Origin of the sequence: Mycobacterium zoologicum, from assembly GCF_020181635.2 — a bacterium.
GTDB lineage: Bacteria > Actinomycetota > Actinomycetes > Mycobacteriales > Mycobacteriaceae > Mycobacterium > Mycobacterium zoologicum.
Window position 1 is genome coordinate 17,775 of sequence record NZ_JAYJJS010000011.1, and the last position, 17,571, is coordinate 35,345.

At 62.2% G+C, this 17,571-nt stretch carries 15 protein-coding genes and 1 tRNA gene; 12 read left to right on the plus strand and 4 right to left on the minus strand.

The annotated features are described in order from the left end of the window. The first annotated feature begins 41 nt into the window (after positions 1–41). The 7 genes from K6T84_RS10990 (at position 42) to K6T84_RS11020 (ending at position 9,169) form a co-directional block, all read left to right on the plus strand. Complete coding sequence (locus tag K6T84_RS10990; protein WP_046285468.1) at positions 42–1,559, plus strand: flavin-containing monooxygenase; 1,518 nt, start codon at positions 42–44, stop codon at positions 1,557–1,559. Continuing rightward, positions 1,556–2,521 (plus strand): alpha/beta hydrolase, encoded by a 966-nt coding sequence (locus K6T84_RS10995; protein WP_046285469.1) that lies wholly within the window; start codon positions 1,556–1,558, stop codon positions 2,519–2,521. Before K6T84_RS10990 ends, K6T84_RS10995 begins: the two co-directional genes overlap by 4 nt. A 61-nt stretch (positions 2,522–2,582) precedes the next feature. Next, positions 2,583–4,118, plus strand: coding sequence for a flavin-containing monooxygenase (locus K6T84_RS11000; RefSeq protein WP_046285470.1), 1,536 nt, complete (start codon positions 2,583–2,585; stop codon positions 4,116–4,118). Positions 4,119–4,233: 115 nt separating this feature from the next. Further along, a complete protein-coding gene (locus K6T84_RS11005) occupies positions 4,234–5,691 on the plus strand; it encodes a cytochrome P450 (RefSeq protein ID WP_047037865.1) in 1,458 nt (485 codons plus the stop codon). After that, the gene (locus K6T84_RS11010) at positions 5,688–6,341 is read left to right on the plus strand and encodes a transglutaminase-like domain-containing protein (RefSeq protein ID WP_012394811.1); all 654 of its coding nucleotides are present in this window, start codon (positions 5,688–5,690) and stop codon (positions 6,339–6,341) included. Before K6T84_RS11005 ends, K6T84_RS11010 begins: the two co-directional genes overlap by 4 nt. A 14-nt stretch (positions 6,342–6,355) precedes the next feature. Beyond that, positions 6,356–7,981 (plus strand): fatty acid--CoA ligase, encoded by a 1,626-nt coding sequence (locus K6T84_RS11015; protein WP_046286959.1) that lies wholly within the window; start codon positions 6,356–6,358, stop codon positions 7,979–7,981. 66 nt (positions 7,982–8,047) lie between these two features. Beyond that, complete coding sequence (locus K6T84_RS11020) at positions 8,048–9,169, plus strand: acyl-CoA dehydrogenase family protein (protein WP_016889182.1); 1,122 nt, start codon at positions 8,048–8,050, stop codon at positions 9,167–9,169. A gap of 135 nt (positions 9,170–9,304) precedes the next feature. Here the strand turns inward: K6T84_RS11020 and K6T84_RS11025 are convergent, their stop codons facing one another. Then, positions 9,305–9,784 (minus strand): transposase, encoded by a 480-nt coding sequence (locus K6T84_RS11025; protein WP_081288816.1) that lies wholly within the window; start codon positions 9,782–9,784, stop codon positions 9,305–9,307. A gap of 356 nt (positions 9,785–10,140) precedes the next feature. Between K6T84_RS11025 and K6T84_RS11030 the strand changes: the two genes are divergently transcribed. Then, on the plus strand, positions 10,141–10,677 hold the full coding sequence (locus K6T84_RS11030; protein WP_012394808.1) for an HD domain-containing protein: 537 nt from the start codon (positions 10,141–10,143) through the stop codon (positions 10,675–10,677). A 10-nt stretch (positions 10,678–10,687) separates the two neighbouring features. Here the strand turns inward: K6T84_RS11030 and K6T84_RS11035 are convergent, their stop codons facing one another. Beyond that, the gene (locus tag K6T84_RS11035) at positions 10,688–11,155 is read right to left on the minus strand and encodes an NUDIX hydrolase (protein WP_012394807.1); all 468 of its coding nucleotides are present in this window, start codon (positions 11,153–11,155) and stop codon (positions 10,688–10,690) included. 5 nt (positions 11,156–11,160) lie between these two features. Then, the gene (locus K6T84_RS11040; protein ID WP_012394806.1) at positions 11,161–11,979 is read right to left on the minus strand and encodes a hypothetical protein; all 819 of its coding nucleotides are present in this window, start codon (positions 11,977–11,979) and stop codon (positions 11,161–11,163) included. 240 nt (positions 11,980–12,219) lie between these two features. On the opposite strand from K6T84_RS11040, the gene K6T84_RS11045 reads away from it, so the two are divergent. The 4 genes from K6T84_RS11045 (at position 12,220) to K6T84_RS11060 (ending at position 17,446) form a co-directional block, all read left to right on the plus strand. After that, a complete protein-coding gene (locus K6T84_RS11045; RefSeq protein ID WP_011893911.1) occupies positions 12,220–12,564 on the plus strand; it encodes an SCO3933 family regulatory protein in 345 nt (114 codons plus the stop codon). Between the two features lie 89 nt (positions 12,565–12,653). Then, the gene (locus K6T84_RS11050; RefSeq protein ID WP_046284113.1) at positions 12,654–14,087 is read left to right on the plus strand and encodes an FtsK/SpoIIIE domain-containing protein; all 1,434 of its coding nucleotides are present in this window, start codon (positions 12,654–12,656) and stop codon (positions 14,085–14,087) included. Next, complete coding sequence (locus tag K6T84_RS11055) at positions 14,084–15,613, plus strand: replication initiator (RefSeq protein WP_095562670.1); 1,530 nt, start codon at positions 14,084–14,086, stop codon at positions 15,611–15,613. Before K6T84_RS11050 ends, K6T84_RS11055 begins: the two co-directional genes overlap by 4 nt. A 186-nt stretch (positions 15,614–15,799) precedes the next feature. Next, positions 15,800–17,446: a recombinase family protein gene (locus K6T84_RS11060; RefSeq protein ID WP_012394803.1), complete on the plus strand. Its 1,647-nt coding sequence runs from the start codon at positions 15,800–15,802 to the stop codon at positions 17,444–17,446. Here K6T84_RS11060 and K6T84_RS11065 read toward each other — a convergent pair. Continuing rightward, positions 17,428–17,513 (minus strand) — tRNA-Leu (locus K6T84_RS11065). The two genes, K6T84_RS11060 and K6T84_RS11065, sit on opposite strands and share 19 nt — an antisense overlap. Positions 17,514–17,571 lie beyond the last annotated feature (58 nt).

Sequence of the window (17,571 nt, forward strand, 5' to 3'; positions counted from 1 at the left end):
GCAGCGGATAGGGTAAACATCAAAGCGCACGTGAGGAAGTAATGGGTTCTGAGTCTGGGCAGCACTACAAAATTGTAATAGTCGGAGCCGGGTTTTCTGGGATTGGTACAGCCATCAGCCTGTTGAAGGCCGGATTTGCGGACTTTCTTATAGTCGATGACGCCGATGGCGTCGGCGGCACATGGCACTGGAATACGTATCCGGGAATAGCGGTCGATATTCCGTCCTATAGTTACCAGTTCTCTTATGAGATGCGAACATCCTGGTCACGTACTTACGCTCACGGGGATGAGTTGAAGGCTTATGCAGAGCGGTGTGTAGAAAAATACGGACTCCAAAATTACATCCGGTTCAACACGACTGTGGACGAAGCCTGTTTCGACGAAGGCGCCGCACTATGGCGGCTGAGCTGCTCCTCTGGTCAGAATCTGACCGCGCGTTTTGTGATAAATTGCTCTGGCGTTCTCAGTCGGCCGAAGTGGCCTGATATTCCAGGAGTGCGCGACTTCGCCGGCGTGACGCTGCATACGGCCAGATGGGACCACACGAAAGATCTCACCGGTAAGCGGGTGGCGGTGATCGGGACTGGGGCATCTGCGGTGCAGCTGATTCCCGAAATCGCGAAGATCGCATCAAGTCTGACGGTCTTCCAGCGAACGCCGATTTACTGCTTGCCGAAGCCGGATTTCTCCATACCGAGCTGGGCCGCGACAGTGATGCGGTTGGTGCCAGGGGCACAACTGATGACGCGCACTGCGAGTCAGGCGTTCGTCGAGTTCACATTTCCAATCGCAGCTCATTTTCACTCGTTGATCCCTGTGTCGGACCTCATGGAAGAGGCGGCGAAACGCTATATGCGTCGGGCGGTCGACGATCCGGTGACTCGAGACCAACTCATTCCTCGCTATTCGTTGGGTTGTAAGCGACCGAGTTTCCACAATTCCTATCTCGCAACGTACAACCGTCGCAATGTTTCGCTCGAGACCAGCGGCATCACCCATGTCGACCATGCCTCGGTTCACACGGAAGATGGCAAGAGTTATCCGATCGATGTCATGGTCTTGGCCACCGGGTTCAAAGTGATGGAGTCGGGCAATATGCCGACTTATGTGCTGAAGGGACGCGGTGGAGTGGAGCAGTCTGCCTGGTGGGATGAGCACCGCCTCCAAGCCTTCGAGGGTGTGAGCGTCCCAGGGTTCCCGAATCACTTCAATATCTTCGGTCCCTATGGTTACAACGGCTCCTCCTACTTCACACTCATCGAGGCGCAAAGTCGGCATATCGTCCGCTGTCTTCGTCGTGCGCGCACGCTGAAGGCTGATTACGTAGAGGTCAGACAGCAGGCGAACGACCGCTACTTCGCTGACATGGTTAACCGCCGACATCGACAGGTTTTCTGGCAGCCGAGCTGTTCCAATGCCAACAGTTACTATTTCGACAAACACGGCGATGTTCCGTTGCGTCCGTCAACGACCCTGGAGACTTACTGGCGTAGCCGCACCTTCCGGCTCTCCGATTACCGATTTGAACGTCGCGCAGAATCCGTGGGCGCACGGTGACCGACACTGATGCGACGGACCGGCGCCCCAGTCTTGCAAGTCATTTCGTGGCAATGACTTCGCGAAACACACTGCGTCCGCTGTCGCAACTCATCCCGTCGAACGCCCACGGCCTCGCGGTGATGGATCGCGTACTCCGGATGGCGCTTGTGGGATCGCGGCCCCGCCGAAGCGTGGCGGTTCGCACAATAGATACCGAGTTCGCCGGGAATCAGATACGCGGGGATTGGATCACTTCTCCTGCAGTCGATCCACACGCGGTTCCGTTGCTCTACATTCATGGCGGCGCCTACTCCATGTGCTCACCGGCTACCCACCGCGGCCTGCTCGGTGAACTTGCCTCCGCGAGCGGTCGGCCCATCTTTGCGGTGAGGTATCGGCTAGCTCCACGCTATCCCTTTCCCGCTGCCGCCGACGATGCACTGAACGCATACCGCTGGCTCGTCACAGGGCAGCCTTCGGCTTCCGGCGAACGCGGTGTTGCGGTGGCCGGGGACTCGGCGGGCGGCCAGCTCACGATGGCCACCGCCCTTGGCGCACGTAGTGACGGACTTCCGCTGCCGGATTCGATGCTTCTCATGTCTCCGGTCCTGGATCTGACATGTGAACTCGCGAGGGCACGCGAACTTCGCCGCCGTGATCCTTTCGCCTCTGCTCGGTCCGCGGCCCGCGCTCTTGACCTGTACGTGGCTGGTGCAGATCACCGCAATGAGCGAATCAGCGTGCTCGACGCAGACCTCAGGTCCATGCCACCGATCCTGATTCAGGTAGGCGGAAGAGAAATGTTGATCGATGACTCGAGGCATCTTGCCGACCGCCTCCGATCGGCCGGATCAAGCGTTGAGATACAGGTGTACCGGGGACAGATCCACGTGTTCCAAGCCATGTTCCGAATCCTGCCCGAGGCTCGTGAGGCGATCCACCGCGCTGGAAACTTCCTGAAAGCTTCGGCCCACCGGTGAAAGTGTTGGGACCGTGGATGCTCCACTGCCACCGCGCCATCAACTGCTTCTTAGCTGTCTCATGACAGGCGGCTTTGCGAGGGATCCTCGAGGACACGATCCGTCGATAGTGATCATCGGGGCCGGCGTCGCGGGTATCGCCATGGCCCATCAGCTGAAGAGGGACGGATTCACCAACTTCACCATGGTGGAAAAGGCTGCAGACATCGGCGGCGTCTGGCGCGACAACACCTATCCAGGAGCGGCTTGCGACGTGCCGTCAGCGTTGTACTCACTCTCGGACAAGCCCAACACTCGTTGGTCGAGACGTTATGCAGAACAGCCCGAGATACTCCAATATCTTCGCCGACTCGTCCTGGCCGACGGAATGGACCTGCAGCTGCGCACGCGGACCGAAGTCGTCGAGATGACCTTCGATGAACAGGCCGGCCGTTGGCGTTTGGTGACCGAATCCAGCGAGACGATCTGGTGCGATGTCGTGATTTCGGCCGTGGGGCAGCTCTCGCGACCTCATACGCCGAATATTGCCGGCGAAGACACCTTCGAGGGGCCGCGTTTTCATTCGGCGCGTTGGGACCATTCGGTATCGCTGCGCGGCAAGGAAGTAGCCGTCATCGGGACAGGCGCAAGCGCGATACAGTTTGTGCCATGGATCGCACACGAGGCACAGCGCGTAACGCTGTATCAGCGCACGGCGCCTTGGATTTTGCCGAAGTGGGACAGCAGGTACGGACGTCTTCACCAACAGCTGATTAAGGTTCTGCCGCTGTGGCCGCGTCTTGAGCGTTTCGCGGTATGGCTGATTTTTGAAGTGCTCGCAGTGACGTTGGTCGACGCGAAGCCCTTGTCACGCATTCTCGGCGCGGTCGCCCGCTACCACCTCCATCGGCAGGTTGCCGATCCAATGCTGCGCCGGCAACTCACGCCATCAGATGCGCCGGGGTGCAAGCGGGTGTTGTTCTCGAATGATTACTACCCCGCGATTGCCAACGGTGAAGTCTCGTTGGTGACCAACGCGGTTGCGAAGCTTTGCGACAAGGGAGTCGTGACCGACGATGGCGTACTCCACCACGCGGACGTCGTCATTTACGGAACAGGTTTCCGCGCTACCGACTTCCTCGCCCCGATGCGTGTTCGCGGCTGGGGCGGAGTGACTCTGGACGAGGTGTGGGGGACGCAGGCGCACGCATACCTGGGCATTACAGTCCCGATGTTCCCGAATCTCTTTCTCCTCTATGGCCCGAACACGAACGTCGGTTCCGGGTCGATCATTTACATGATCGAGTCTCAGGTCCGCTATGTCGGTGCCCTCATCAAGATTTTGGCGAGTGCCCCAGGGCGTACGGTCGACGTCAGGCCAGACATCGAGCAAAGCTACAACACACGATTGGGCCGGCGGCTGCGAAGGTCGGTGTGGGCGCTTTGCGCGAGCTGGTACACGACCTCGAGTGGCGCGATCCCGACGAACTGGCCTGGGCCTACATTTGCCTACCGGATCCTCACCCGCAAACCACGCAATCACGATTATCTATTCAGGCACGTTGAACGCCTTCAGTTAGACGGCCCGAGTGAGAACGGCGCGAGGCTGCGCAGATGATCCGGGTCGCAGGCGGTGTCTAACATTTCACTGTTCATTGTTCGAATATTGACATTCAGCACATCTATGTAAACTGTTACCAGATACCCGTGCAGCAGAGCGCCCAGGAGGCATCGTGGCTAATCAGCTTCTCGCACTCACGCGTCACCCCAAGGAGCGGTTGACGTCTGTCCTGTTGGCGCCCGCCCCCCGCGTCGTCGATGACAAATGGCGACAGTGGAGTCGGGACTGGAGAGTCCGGGAACTTGCGCTGGCCCCCGCCGGATCTGGGCTGAGAGCCGTCCTAGGGGACGCTGGACTCCCGTTGCTGGGGCACACTGTCGACTACATCCGATTTGGTTCAGAATTCAGTCGGGAGCGTTACGAACGTTTGGGCTCGGTGTCGTGGATGGGCGCATTCGGTACCAAAATGGTGGTCATCGCCGGTCCAGACGCAACGCGTGAGGCGTTCACAAGCGAAGCCAAGGCCTTTTCTCAGGATGGCTGGTCCTTCTTGATCGATGCTTTCTTCCATCGCGGGTTGATGCTCATGAGCTTCGACGAACATTTGATGCACCGGCGCATCATGCAGGAGGCGTTCACGCGTCCTCGCCTGACCGGATATGTCGGGCAGGTGGCCCCGTGCGTTCGCGCAGCCGTGCCCGCGTGGCCGACCGGTCCGTCGGTCCGGATCTACCCGTTGTTGAAGAATCTCACCCTCGATATTGCCACGGATGTCTTCATGGGTGGCCGCGGCAAGGACGAGAGCGCTGCTGTCAACGAGGCGTTCATTTCCACTGTTCGCGCGGCGAGTTCCTTTGTGCGAGTTCCACTCCCGGGCACCAGGTTCCGCGCCGGCGTGCATGGGCGGCGCGTGTTGGAGGACTACTTCTCCCGACACCTGCCGGCCGCGCGTGCAGGCGAGACCGACGATCTATTCGCCGCCCTATGCCAGGCGACCACGGAAGACGGTGAACGATTCTCCGACGAGGATGTGATCAACCACATGATCTTTCTCATGATGGCCGCCCATGATACCTCCACGATCACCACCACTGCTGTGACCTACTTCCTCGCTAAACATCCTGAGTGGCAGGAGAAGGCAGCGGCGGAGGCGCGGTCCTTCGGTGACGATTCGCCAGATATCGACGAACTGGAGCAGATGACGGTCCTCGATCTGATCCTCAAAGAAGCTCTGCGTCTGCTGGCGCCCGTTCCGCTGGTGATGCGCAAGACCGTCCGCGATGTCGCCATCGACGGCTATCACATCCCCCGTGAAACCTTGTGCGCAATCACACCCGCCGTAAATCACTTCGACCGCAGAATATGGAGCGACCCGGACCGTTTCGATCCGTCGCGCTTCGATGAGCCCCGGCGCGAGGACCAACAGCACCGATTCGCCTGGGTGCCGTTCGGCGGGGGGGCGCACAAATGCATTGGGATGCAGTTCGGCACACTCGAGGTGAAGGCAATCCTGCACCAGATGTTGCGTACCTACACTTGGACGGTCCCAAACGACTATCACGTGCGTTGGGACAACACCTCGCTGCCCATTCCCGTGGACGGACTGCCTGTGACGTTGCGGCACCGATGAGCGGTGAGAACTCGCCTTACCTGGAGCCCACGGAGTTCCTCGATTGGCAACATGAATCGGTACGCGACTTCGTTGCATCGGCGACCCGCGGCGCGGTCGACGACACCACGAAGGCCATAGCCATCTTCACTGCGGTCCGCGACTCGATTTGGTATGACCCCTACACCGTGACCGATGACCCGCATGCGTATCGCGCCAGCACCATCGCAACTGCAGACCGCGCTTACTGCGTCCCGAAGGCGGTGCTCTTGACGGCGGCCTGCCGAGCAGCAGGCATCCCAGCGCGGCTGGGGTTCGCCGATGTCCGAAACCACCTTCAGACCGAGACATTGCGTGAGCGGATGGGCGGTACCGACGTATTCGTCTACCACGGATACAGCCTCATGCATCTCTGCGGTGTCTGGGTCAAGGCAACTCCGGCGTTCAATCGCGAGCTATGCGCACGGTTCGGCGTCCCGCCAATTGATTTCGACGGGCGCACAGACGCCCTGCTGCACGGGTTCGCCGGTGACGGCACACAACACATGGAATATCTGAGGGATCGAGGCGCCTTCGACGATCTACCGCTGGCAGAGATCCTGCAAGCGCTCAGAACCCACTACGGGACGCTCATAGGCGATGCGAGTCGCCATCCAGACCTGTTCGCCTGAAGGGCCGATGCGAAATGCACAGCACGATGCAAGACGTCCAGCTCACAATCTCGGCAATTGTCCGCCATGCCGCCTCCATTCACGGAAACAGCGAGGTGATCACCCCCGACGGAACTGGATGCCGAAGTATGTCCTACCGTAGCGTCCTGGGGCGAGCGGGCCGACTTGCCAATGCGTTGCGCGGGCTGGGAATAACGGCAGATCAACGGGTGGCCACTTTTCAGTGGAGTAACCAAGAGCATCTCGAGGCCTACTGCGCGGTTCCCTCCATGGGCGCGGTGCTGCACACCCTCAACATTCGTTTGGCTCCAGAGCAACTCGCGTACATCGCCAACCATGCCAGCGATCAGATCATCCTGGTGGATGCGTCGGTTGCGCCATTGTTGGCTAGTGCGCTACCAGCGATGGAGTCGGTGCATACGGTCATCGCCACCGGGGGCGGCGACCTCGCTCCGCTGCAGCGATGCGGGAAGACGGTGTTGCGTTACGAGGAGATCCTGGCGCAGCAACCGGAGACTTTCGATTGGCCCGAGATCGATGAGCGTTCCGCCGCGGCCATGTGCTACACCAGCGGGACTACTGGAAATCCCAAAGGTGTTGTCTACAGCCACCGTTCGACCTACCTACATGCACTGACCGCCTGCACGTCGAACGCCCTGGCAGTGAGCGAGGCCGACCGTATCCTGGCCATTGTCCCGATGTTTCACGCCAATGCGTGGGGACTGATCTACGCGGCGTTGATGTCTGGTGCGGACTTGGTATTACCCGATCGCCATCTGCAGGCCGCGCCGCTGGTGTCGATCATCGAAGAGACTCAGCCGACTATCGCCGGTGCAGTGCCGACGATCTGGAACGATGTCGATCGATACCTGGAATCGAATCCCGCCCGGGATATCTCCTCACTTCGGCTGGTTGCCTGCGGGGGATCGGCAGTCCCCGTCTCGCTGATGCGGGCATTCGAAGACAAGTACAACGTGCCTATCGTGCAGGCATGGGGCATGACCGAAACCTCGCCGCTGGCTACCGTCGCACGCGCAGCGCACGGAGTAGGCGAGACCCGTGCGTGGGAGATGCGCGAAAGCCAGGGTCGGCCGATGTGCGGTGTCGAGATCCGGTTGCGTGACGACCATAAGAAGACCGTGCCGTGGGACGGTCGATCAGTGGGTGAAATACAGGCGCGGGGCCCGTGGATCACCGGCGCCTACTTCGGCGAAAATGATCCGGACAAGTTCGACGGAGGGTGGCTGCGCACCGGCGACGTCGGCCGGATCGACCCAGACGGGTATCTCACGCTGACCGATCGTGCGAAGGACGTCATCAAGTCAGGTGGAGAATGGATCTCCTCAGTCGAGCTGGAAAACACGCTGATTGGTCACCCGGCGATCTACGAGGCTGCGGTGGTGGCAGTTCCCGACGACAAATGGCAGGAAAGACCGCTCGCCCTGGTCGTGGTTCACCGTGGAGCCGAGGTCGACATCGACCGACTGCGCGCGTTTCTGTTGGACAAGGTCGCCAAGTGGTGGATCCCGGAGCGGTGGAGCTTCGTGTCTGAGATTCCCCGAACAAGCGTCGGAAAATACGACAAGAAGGCCATACGCGCGCGTCACTCCGCCGGCGAGTATCAGATCGAAACGTCCTAAGAAATCAAACCCATTGATATTGAACAGCCGAGAGGGAATCCTGTGACAGCATCAATTTCTCCCTGGATGAGCGCCGAATTGCTCGAGCTTCGTGACCTTGCCGCGAAGTTCTTCTCGACCGAATTGGCACCACATGCGCAACGTTTCGCAGACCAGCACCAAGTTGACCGAGAATTGTGGCACAAAGCCGGCGAACTAGGCCTGCTCTGCATGTCCATACCCGAAGAATACGGCGGGGGAGGCGGCACATTCGCGCACGAAGCCGTCGTACTCGAAGAGCAAGCCCGAGTCGGGGACAGCTCATGGGGCGCAGGGCTGCACAGCGGAATCGTCGCGCACTACATCCTCCAGTATGCGGCCGAAGAACTACGGAGGCAGTGGCTGCCCAAGATGGCCTCAGGCGAAATGATCGGTGCTATCGCCATGACGGAGCCAGGGACCGGTTCTGATCTGCAGAGTGTCAAGACCAAAGCAATTCTTGACGGTGACGAGTACGTGATCACCGGCGCAAAGACCTTCATCACCAACGGTCAGCAAGCCGACCTGATCATCGTCGTCGCCAAGACAGATCCAAGTCAGGGCGCCGCCGGCATCTCGCTGATCGTCGCCGAAGCCGATCGACCCGGATTCCGGCGCGGCAAGGTCCTCGACAAAATCGGCCAACGCGGACAAGACACCTCCGAGTTGTTCTTCGACGACGTAAGAGTTCCCCGCTCGCACCTCCTGGGCGAGACCGAGGGTCAGGGTTTCATTCAGCTGATGACGCAGCTACCTCAAGAGCGGCTCATCGTCGCGGTTGGGGCGGTCGCGGCGATGGAACTTGCCGTGGAGCAGACACTCAAATACACCCGTGAGCGGGAAGCGTTCGGACGGCCCGTCTTCGGCTTCCAGAACACGAAATTCATCTTGGCCGAAGCTGCAACCGAAACGCGCATCGCACGAGTATTTTTGGACTACTGCATCGACCTACACCTCGCGGGCCAACTCGACGTCCAGACCGTCGCCATGGCGAAATGGTGGACCACTGAGCGAGCGATGAAGGTGCTCGATGACTGTTTGCAGCTCCACGGCGGATATGGGTACATGACCGAGTATCCCATCTCGAGATTGTGGGTGGACCAGCGCGTGCAGAAAATCTACGCCGGCACAAATGAGGTGATGAAGGAAATCATCTCGCGTTCCCTATGACCCTGAACGATTTGCCACCTGCACATTACTCACCTGTGAGGGTGATGGCATCGACAGTGGTGCCGTATCGCCACGAAATGGGTGGACATTGCGGATCGGGTGCCCTTCGGGAGTTGATACCAGATGCTCCTATCTTCAGGCAATGAGTTCTTCAGGCAATGAGTTCGTTGGTTCTTCTGCTGGGTTGGCGGAGGGCGTGGTAGATCTCGCGGGCGATGTACGCTTGATGCAGCGCATGATCTCGTTCTTGGTTTTGCCTTCGGCCAGGCGGTGAACGAAGTAGTCGCGGGTGGGCTGGTGACGGTGCATGCGCACCACCAGGATGACGTGCAGGGCACGGTTGGCGTCGCGATTGCCTCCCCAATTGAGCCGGTGGCGGATCGTTTTGCCGCTGGAGGCTTCCAGTGGGCTGACCCCGCAGAGTTTGGCGAAAGCGGCGTCGCTGCCGATCCGAGCGGGGTTGTCGCCGAGGGCGGTCAGCAGGGTGGCAGCGGTGTCGGGCCCGACGCTGTAGCTCGGGTGCGGCGGTGGCGGTGATGGTGTCGACGTGGCGTTCGAGTCGGGCGGCTGCGGTGTCGAGCTGGTGGCAACGTGCCGCCATCGACTTGATAGCAGTAAAGAAAGTTCTCACATCGCAGGCCAGCGGCGGTCAGGCGGGCGTTGGTCGCGCCTGCTGCCCGCGCCGTCTCGATGCGGCGAGGAGCGAGGACAGTCCTGGCTTGTCGTGGTGCCAGGATGCCGTGGCCGTTGAGATGTACAGCGCTCGTCGTCGTGTGCAAGCTTGTGTGGCGGCGGACGGAGGGCGAAGCGTAGCGAGCGGCGCGGACGGGAGCGCCAGCGGACGGGAGCAGAGGGAGCGTAGCGAAGCCCGCAGGTAGCCGCCGGTTCCTCGCGGGCTATGGCGGCCCGGGCTCCGCTGAGCATCAGTTGCGGGTCTGCGCCATGGCGATGGGACTCGTAGGATGGCGGTTGTGAGCGGGATGCTGGCGCAGCGTGCACGGCGAGAGGCCGAGACGCGACTGGTGGGGCAGCTGCGGCGGTTGGCGCATGTGCGGGGTGTCGCGACGACTGCCGAGCGGCTGAGTCGGCGGTTCGATGCCCAGACAGCGGACTCTTTGGTGGCAGCGGCGTGGCTGCACGATATCGGCTACGCACCGTCGTTGCGCCGGACCGGGTTTCATCCGCTCGATGGCGCAGAGTTTGCCCGGGCGGCGGGTTTTCGGGAGCTGGTCGCCTCCCTGGTGGCGTTCCATACTGGGGCGCACGCGGAAGCTGCCGAGCGCGGCTTGTCAGGTTTAGCGGCGTTCAGCGATCCGCCCAGCGATGTTCTGGATGTGTTGACCTTTTGCGATCTGACGACCGGGCCGGACGGGGCGCCGGTATCACCGCGAGATCGATTGATCGAGGTGTTGGGCCGCTATGGACCCGAGGACCCGGTGCACCGCGCGGTCGACGCGGGGCGCGACGAACTGTTGGCGGCGGTCCGACGGGTACGCGATTGGCTGTAAACCCAGCCGGTTAGCCGAGGTAGGGGCTGTCGCGGTGTTGCAGGTAGTGCTCGATGCGCAGTCGCATCGACGGGTGCATGTCCAGATTGGGGATGTCGTCGGGATCGGTCCAGGCGATGTCGGTGCTTTCGTGATCGATGGCCAGGGTACCGCCGAGCACCTTGGTGGTGAAGGACAGAGAGAACTGTTGGCGGACTTCGCCATCGGTGAACGCGACGACATGCTGCGGGTTGGTGTAGACACCGACAAGGCCGGTGACTTCAATGTCGAGCCCGGTTTCCTCTTTGACTTCCCGGACGGCGGTGTCGGCAATCGTTTCGCCGATGTCGTGTCCGCCGCCGGGTAGCGCCCACAGGGTGTTGTCGCGGCGTTTGATCAGCAGGATACGACCCTGTTCGTCGGTGACGATGGCCGAGGCTGACGGAACGACGCTGTTGGGCAGCGGGGCGTTGGGGTCGTTGTAGTAGTCGGTTCGCATAGGGTTCAGCCTTTCGCGCTGAGCGGTCTGGCGCGATCCCAGACCTGGGTGAAAGCGTCTTCGAGGGTGGCCCAGAGCCGTGGTTCGTGGTGGCGCGACAGCACAAGCACGGGGTTGTTGCGCCCGGGTGAGCCGTAGATGTGGAAGTTGACGATCATGGCGTCGTCGACCCGGAAGATCGACGTGTAGAGCGTGGTGTCGTGGGTGCGGATATCCAGCCCCGGGGTATCGGCATGCGGGGCGAGCAACTCCACGGACGTGCGGCAGCGGGCGATGACGGCCTCGCCGATGCCTTCCTCCTTGCCGCGCAGGATCGTGGTGGCAGTGTCAGGATCCCCGACGAGAAACCGCACCGCCACACCGCGGGCGGCGGCGTCGAGCAGAATGTCGAGGAAGCCGTCGAGGGTGTCAAACAGGAACGTGGCCGCCAGGACGAGGATGTCGATGCCGGTGGTGGCGTCGCCGAAATGCTGCTGCCACGTCGTGATCGGCAGCTGGGTGCGGCTGGCATACAGCGTCGCGGTGAACGGACCACCCAGCGACGTCGTCGCCAGCGCGCTCGCGGTAGGGGCAGGATACTGGTTGGGCCACAGGTTGTGCGGTGTGCAGCCAAGCAGCTTAGCGGCGCGGCGGGCGTTGTCCTCGCGGACGTTGTAGTCGATGTTGGCCAGCCAGCGGCGCACCGTCTTGATATCCACGCCCACCGCAGTGGCGAACCTCTGTGGGGAGAGTCCCTTGGCGTGCAGCCGTTGGGTGAGGCGATCGTTGGGGATCGTGGCGGCCTCGGCGTCGCCGTCCTGATCGCCCGTCGTCTCAGCGCACATCTTTCCGTGTCATCCCTGTCCATCCTCAGCGCGTGGTTCCTAGTTTGCCATGCGACTGCCGCCGCCCCGCGGCGGTGATGCCCGTCCGATGCCCACGGGCATGTCCCTGTCGTGTCCGAAATGTCTGCGGCAGTGTCGGCAATGCCTGCCAACGTCCCTCGCTACGTCCGCGATGTCCACGTGAACTGAGCCCAGCGCCGCAACGGGGCGCAAACAGATCACGAAAGGAACAGCGGGACAATGCGTTTAAGAATCGACACATCAGGCACACGGTTCATCGTCACCCGAGCGGCCGAGCCGCGGCTGAACTTCGAGACCGGCAGCCCAAAAGTGGACACCGCCACCGGCGTGCCACTGTATGCCGCGCAGCTGTTGGCGTTGGATGACACCGGTGGTGAAGTGCTCAACGTCACCGTCGCCGGGGATCCGAAAGTGACAGTCACCCAACCTGTTTCAGTCGCGGGTCTGGTTGCTATCCCTTGGGCTCAAGGTGATCGCAGCGGCGTGGCGTTCCGTGCCGACGCCATCACCCCCACCAACCCCGCGGCTGCGCCGAGCGATCAAGCGTCCCGCGCGCAGAAATAACCCCATTTGCTGGGGCGCGGCGCTCGTGGGTGTCGCGCCCCAGCACGTGAGCTGCTATCGACCATTCACTCACCAGAGGGACGCTTGTCATGGCATCAAACTACAAAAACAGCAAGAACTCTCAATCCAACGACGACGACTGGATCACCGACCTCATCCTCTCACTGTTCAAAGCGGCCGGGTATCTGCTGTGGTGGGCGGTCCTGTTCCCGGCCATCAGCATCCCGATCATCGCCAGCGTGGCGATGGCCATTACCCATGGCTCACGCGCGGGTCTGATCATCGGTATTGCTTTCGCTGCCGCGTATGCGGGCTGGGCGTGGCTGGACCCGCGATCGTTTCACGGATGGGTCACCGAGCCGGTGCGGCGGCGCTGGTTGACCTGGTCGCGCTACACCCGCACCTGGCAATCGGTGTGCACCCTGCACGGCCTGACCGCCACACTTGGCGAACGCACCTTGGTGCCGACCTTGCAGTCGGTGCGCATCGGCAAGACGACCGACGTCCTGGCGCTGCGAGTGGTCACCGGCCACTCCCTGGCTGATTGGCACAAGCAATCCGAGGCGCTAGCCGCCGCCTGGCGTGCCGACCGGATCGCCATCCGCGCGACCGCGCCCGGAGAGCTACGCATCACCCTGATGCGCGGCGACGTGCTGGCCGACCCGATTGCCCTGCCCATGCCCACGACGGCGACTGCGGTGGATGTGGGGTCGCTGCGGGTCGGGATCACCGAAACCCGCCACTGGTGGCACCTACCTCTGCTTGGCCACCACCTGCTCGTGGCTGGCGCGACCGGCGCGGGGAAAGGTTCAGTGTTGTGGTCACTGATCGCTGGCCTCGCCCCCGCCGTGAAAACCGGACAAGTGCGGCTCTGCGTCATCGACCCGAAAGGCGGCATGGAACTGGGCGCCGGAGCACCCATGTTCACGGTGTTCACCCACGACGCCACTGGCACCACCCTGTACCTGCTGCGGCAACTAGTGGAGGTGATGCACGCCCGCGCCAATCGGTTACGGGGCAAGACGCGCATGCACACCCCGACTCCGACTGAGCCGTTATTCGTGGTGGTGATCGATGAGATCGCCGCGCTGACTGCGTATGTGACCGACCGCAAGGTGCGCAGCGAAATTGAACAGCTGTTGGGCCTGCTGCTCTCCCAAGGCCGGGCCGTCGGCATTTCGGTGGTGGCAGCGGTGCAAGATCCGGCCAAAGACACCCTGCCGATGCGGCAGCTGTTTACCGTGCGAATCGGGTTGCGGTTGACCGAAGCCACCCAAACCACCATGGTTTTGGGCCAGGGCGCCCGCGACGCGGGGGCCGACTGCGATCACATCCCCGACACCACTCCCGGTGTGGGCTACATGATGATCGATGGCACGGCCCAACCGGTGCGGGTACGGGCATTTCACGTCGCCGACCACGACATCGCCACTCTGGCAGCACGATTCCGGCCACCTCGTGCCGCGACCCGAACCAACCAGTCCAACAGCGGGCGCACCGACACCGCCCGGGGTCAACGGTGACTACTGCAACGACAGCCCCCACGCTGGTGTTGCCCGGGGTTCCCGGCTCGATCGACACCAATGCGGTGGTGGATCAGATGGTGCGCCGCGCGTCCTCGACGGGGTTCGAATCGTGGTGGCGGCGCGCGGAATCTGTTGGCTTCTGCGCCCACCCCATCCAACTCAGAGGTACCGACGAGATAGGCCGCGATCGGGTGGTGTGGACACGGTGCAACAACCGCCGCGCACAGGTATGCCCATCGTGCTCAGACCTGTACGCCCGCGACACGTGGCAGCTCGTGCACGCTGGCACCGCCGGCGGCCACCACAACATCCCCGCAGCAGTGGCCGATCGTCCGCAGGTGTTCGTCACCCTCACCGCACCTAGCTACGGGCCTGTTCACGCCGCCGCGCGTGCAGGCGACAAGAAGCAGCGTGTGTGTCGCGACCACCACCACACTGGCGGCTACCGCCGATGCCCGCATGGGAAACCACTGTGGTGCAGCACAACCCACGGCGAAGGTGATATCTATGCGGGACAGCCGATCTGCGCGGACTGCTACGACTACACCGGGCATGTCCTGTTCACATGGCACCTGCCCGAACTGTGGCGACGCTTCACCATCACCCTGCGACGCACACTGCGCCGAGAGCTACGTGCTTCGGGCGCCGACCCGGATGCGGTGCAGGTCAGCTTCATCAAAGTCGTCGAACTGCAAGCCCGGCTCATCCCGCACATTCATGCCCTGATCCGCCTCGACCCGCCCGACAGCGATGACTCTGGCGGTCATGACTGGCATGCGCCCCTTGCGGCAACCGAACTGGCCACCATCATCCAACAGGCCGTTCGAACCGTGGCCGTGACGGTCACCGACTCATCCTCAAATACAGCGACACGCTCATCCTCAAATACAGCGACACGGGTGATCAGGTTCGGCACACAAGTCGACACCCAACCCATCGACAACCGGCACGCCGGCACGGACGGCTCTGCTGTGCAGGAGGATTCACCACACGGCGGGGTTCTTCCAGGCCGCCGCGTAGCTCGCTACCTCGCGAAATACGTCACCAAATCCTTAGCTGACGTCGGGATCAGCGCGCGACGCATCTCCACCGAGGCCATCGCTGACCTCGATGTCTGCGACCACGTTCGGGCGATCCTGACCGCCATCAGCCAACTCGCCGATAAGGGACTGGCCGGTGTCGGTCGGTGGCTGCACACCCTGGGCTACCGGGGCCACATCACCAGCAAATCCCGCCGCTATTCCACCACGATGACCGCGCTGCGCGAACGTCGCGCGGCCTGGACCCGTGAACAACGTTTAAAAAGCACTGCGCACCAACATGATCTCGGCCTCGACTCCACCGATGGCGATGATCTGGTGGCATGGGAATTCGATCGTGCCGGCCCCACCAGCCTCGGCGACCGGACCCTCATCTACTCCGCGGCCGTCCAACACATCCACACCCGCCGCATCGGACTGATCGAAGTCCGTGGCCAAGCCCGCAATCAACAATGGGATCCGCCAGGGGGAAGCGATGGCTGACAGGTCCCGAGCAGCACGTGCTCGCTCCGGGTGTGACGCTCGTCCCGATGCGCCGACGGTGTCAGAGGGGGGTGTTGAAATTGTTGTGCCCAACCAATATCGACTTCCGTCCGAGGCCAACCGCGCGCTGGTACACGTGATAATGGCTGTGCGGGACCGGATGCTTGGATCAGGGAGGGGAGTGGCGTGAGCCTGAGGTTCGCCTTCTATGGCCGAGTGAGCACGGAGGACGCTCAAGACCCGGAGGCGAGCCGCAGCTGGCAGAAGCGGCGTGCCATGGACCTGATCACTCCGCACGGCGGATTCATCGCCGCCGACTACTTCGATGTGGGACAGAGCCGTTCACTGCCGTGGAAGCGCAGGCCAGAGGCGTCACGTCTGCTTGCTGATGTCGCTTGTCGGGACCGTAGCTTTGATGCCGTAGTGATTGGGGAACCCGCCCGTGCGTTCTACGGGCCGCAGTTCGCGCTCACCTTCCCTGTCCTCACGCACTACGGAGTTGGCCTGTGGGTACCCGAGGTCGGCGGAGCGGTCGATCCCGGCTCCGAGGCACACGACCTGGTGATGACTCTGTTCGGCGGCATGAGCAAGGGAGAGCGCGCTCGAATCCAGATGCGCGTCCGTACGGCGATGTCAGCACTCGCGCACGACACCGCCAGATATCTCGGTGGTCGACCACCCTACGGTTACCGGCTCGTCGATGCCGGCCCGCATCCAAACCCTGCCAAGGCCAATCTTGGGCAGCGGCTTCACCGCCTCGAACCCGACCCCGCGACATCTTCGGTCGTCGAGCGGATCTACCGCATGTACGCCGACGGAGCGGGCCTGCGCTATATCGCGCAACGGCTCACCGACGATGGTGTACCGTCACCGAGCCAGTACGACCCGGCACGGAATCGGCATCGTGACCCACGAGGATGGTCCCATTCGGCGATCCGCGCGATACTCGACAACCCGGCGTACCGCGGTATCCGTGTTTGGGGCAAGCAGGAGAAATACGAGGTTCTGGTCAACCCCGATGATGTCGCTGCGGGGTATGAGACTCGTATGCGGTGGCGTGATGAGGCCGACTGGATCGCACCAGAACGCCGCACGCATGAAGCGCTGATCCGTGACGAACTAGCGCAGGCTGTTCGTCTTCGGATGCAGGCGCGGCGGGGTCCCGGTCTTGTTTGCAGCAGAGAGTCAACAGTGCCATATGCACTGCGTGGGCTGCTGTTCTGTGCCGCATGTGGACGGCGGATGCAGGGCGCTGCCCGCGCCGGGAAGCGAACAACACGCATCCTCTACCGTTGTGAGCTCGGTAAGTCGCGTTCGGTACCCGCGGACCTGAGTGATCACCCGCGCACCGTCTACCTCCGTGAAGATGAGGTGACTGCGCGACTTGACGAATGGATCGCCACCCTGGCCGATCCGGCCGACTTGGCACGCGGGCAAGACGCGGACCCGGTAGCAGGGGCTGGCTACGCGGCCTTGCGGCGCCAGCTCAGCGAGGCGAATGCGAAGGTTGCTGCTCTGGTTACCGCCGTGGAGTCTGGTGTGGCCGTTGAGGATTTGACTGTTGCATTGCGCCGCCGCACCGCCGAGCGCGACGAGCTGAAGGTCCGTCTTGAGCAAGCGGAGCGACCTCGCGTCATGACTGCCGCACAAATCAGCGAGTTGGTTGAGGAATTGGGCGGGCTGTCAGCAGTGCTTGGTGAGGCAACCGGGGCGGAACGCGCTCAGGTATACGCAAGCCTGGGCCTGCGCCTCGACTACGACCCGCATCTTCAGCGAGTCACGGCGACTGCCGACTTAAGTCGTGTCGCCGGACGTGTCCGAGGGGGGACTTGAACCCCCACGCCCGTTAATAGGGCACTAGCACCTCAAGCTAGCGCGTCTGCCATTCCGCCACTCGGACCTACCCGGCTCGGCCGGGCAGCTAAGGCTAACGGATGCCACTCGCCGACCCAAACCCA

What these genes read in the sequence shown, in the direction of transcription:
- K6T84_RS11000 (WP_046285470.1), top strand. Translation starts at nt 2,583, where the DNA reads ATGACAGGCGGCTTTGCGAGGGATCCTCGAGGACACGATCCGTCGATA.
- K6T84_RS11040 (WP_012394806.1), bottom strand. Translation starts at nt 11,979, where the DNA reads ATGTGCGCTGAGACGACGGGCGATCAGGACGGCGACGCCGAGGCCGCC.
- K6T84_RS11050 (WP_046284113.1), top strand. Translation starts at nt 12,654, where the DNA reads ATGGCATCAAACTACAAAAACAGCAAGAACTCTCAATCCAACGACGAC.
- K6T84_RS11035 (WP_012394807.1), bottom strand. Translation starts at nt 11,155, where the DNA reads ATGCGAACCGACTACTACAACGACCCCAACGCCCCGCTGCCCAACAGC.
- K6T84_RS10990 (WP_046285468.1), top strand. Translation starts at nt 42, where the DNA reads ATGGGTTCTGAGTCTGGGCAGCACTACAAAATTGTAATAGTCGGAGCC.
- K6T84_RS11020 (WP_016889182.1), top strand. Translation starts at nt 8,048, where the DNA reads ATGAGCGCCGAATTGCTCGAGCTTCGTGACCTTGCCGCGAAGTTCTTC.
- K6T84_RS11015 (WP_046286959.1), top strand. Translation starts at nt 6,356, where the DNA reads ATGCACAGCACGATGCAAGACGTCCAGCTCACAATCTCGGCAATTGTC.
- K6T84_RS11045 (WP_011893911.1), top strand. Translation starts at nt 12,220, where the DNA reads ATGCGTTTAAGAATCGACACATCAGGCACACGGTTCATCGTCACCCGA.
- K6T84_RS11010 (WP_012394811.1), top strand. Translation starts at nt 5,688, where the DNA reads ATGAGCGGTGAGAACTCGCCTTACCTGGAGCCCACGGAGTTCCTCGAT.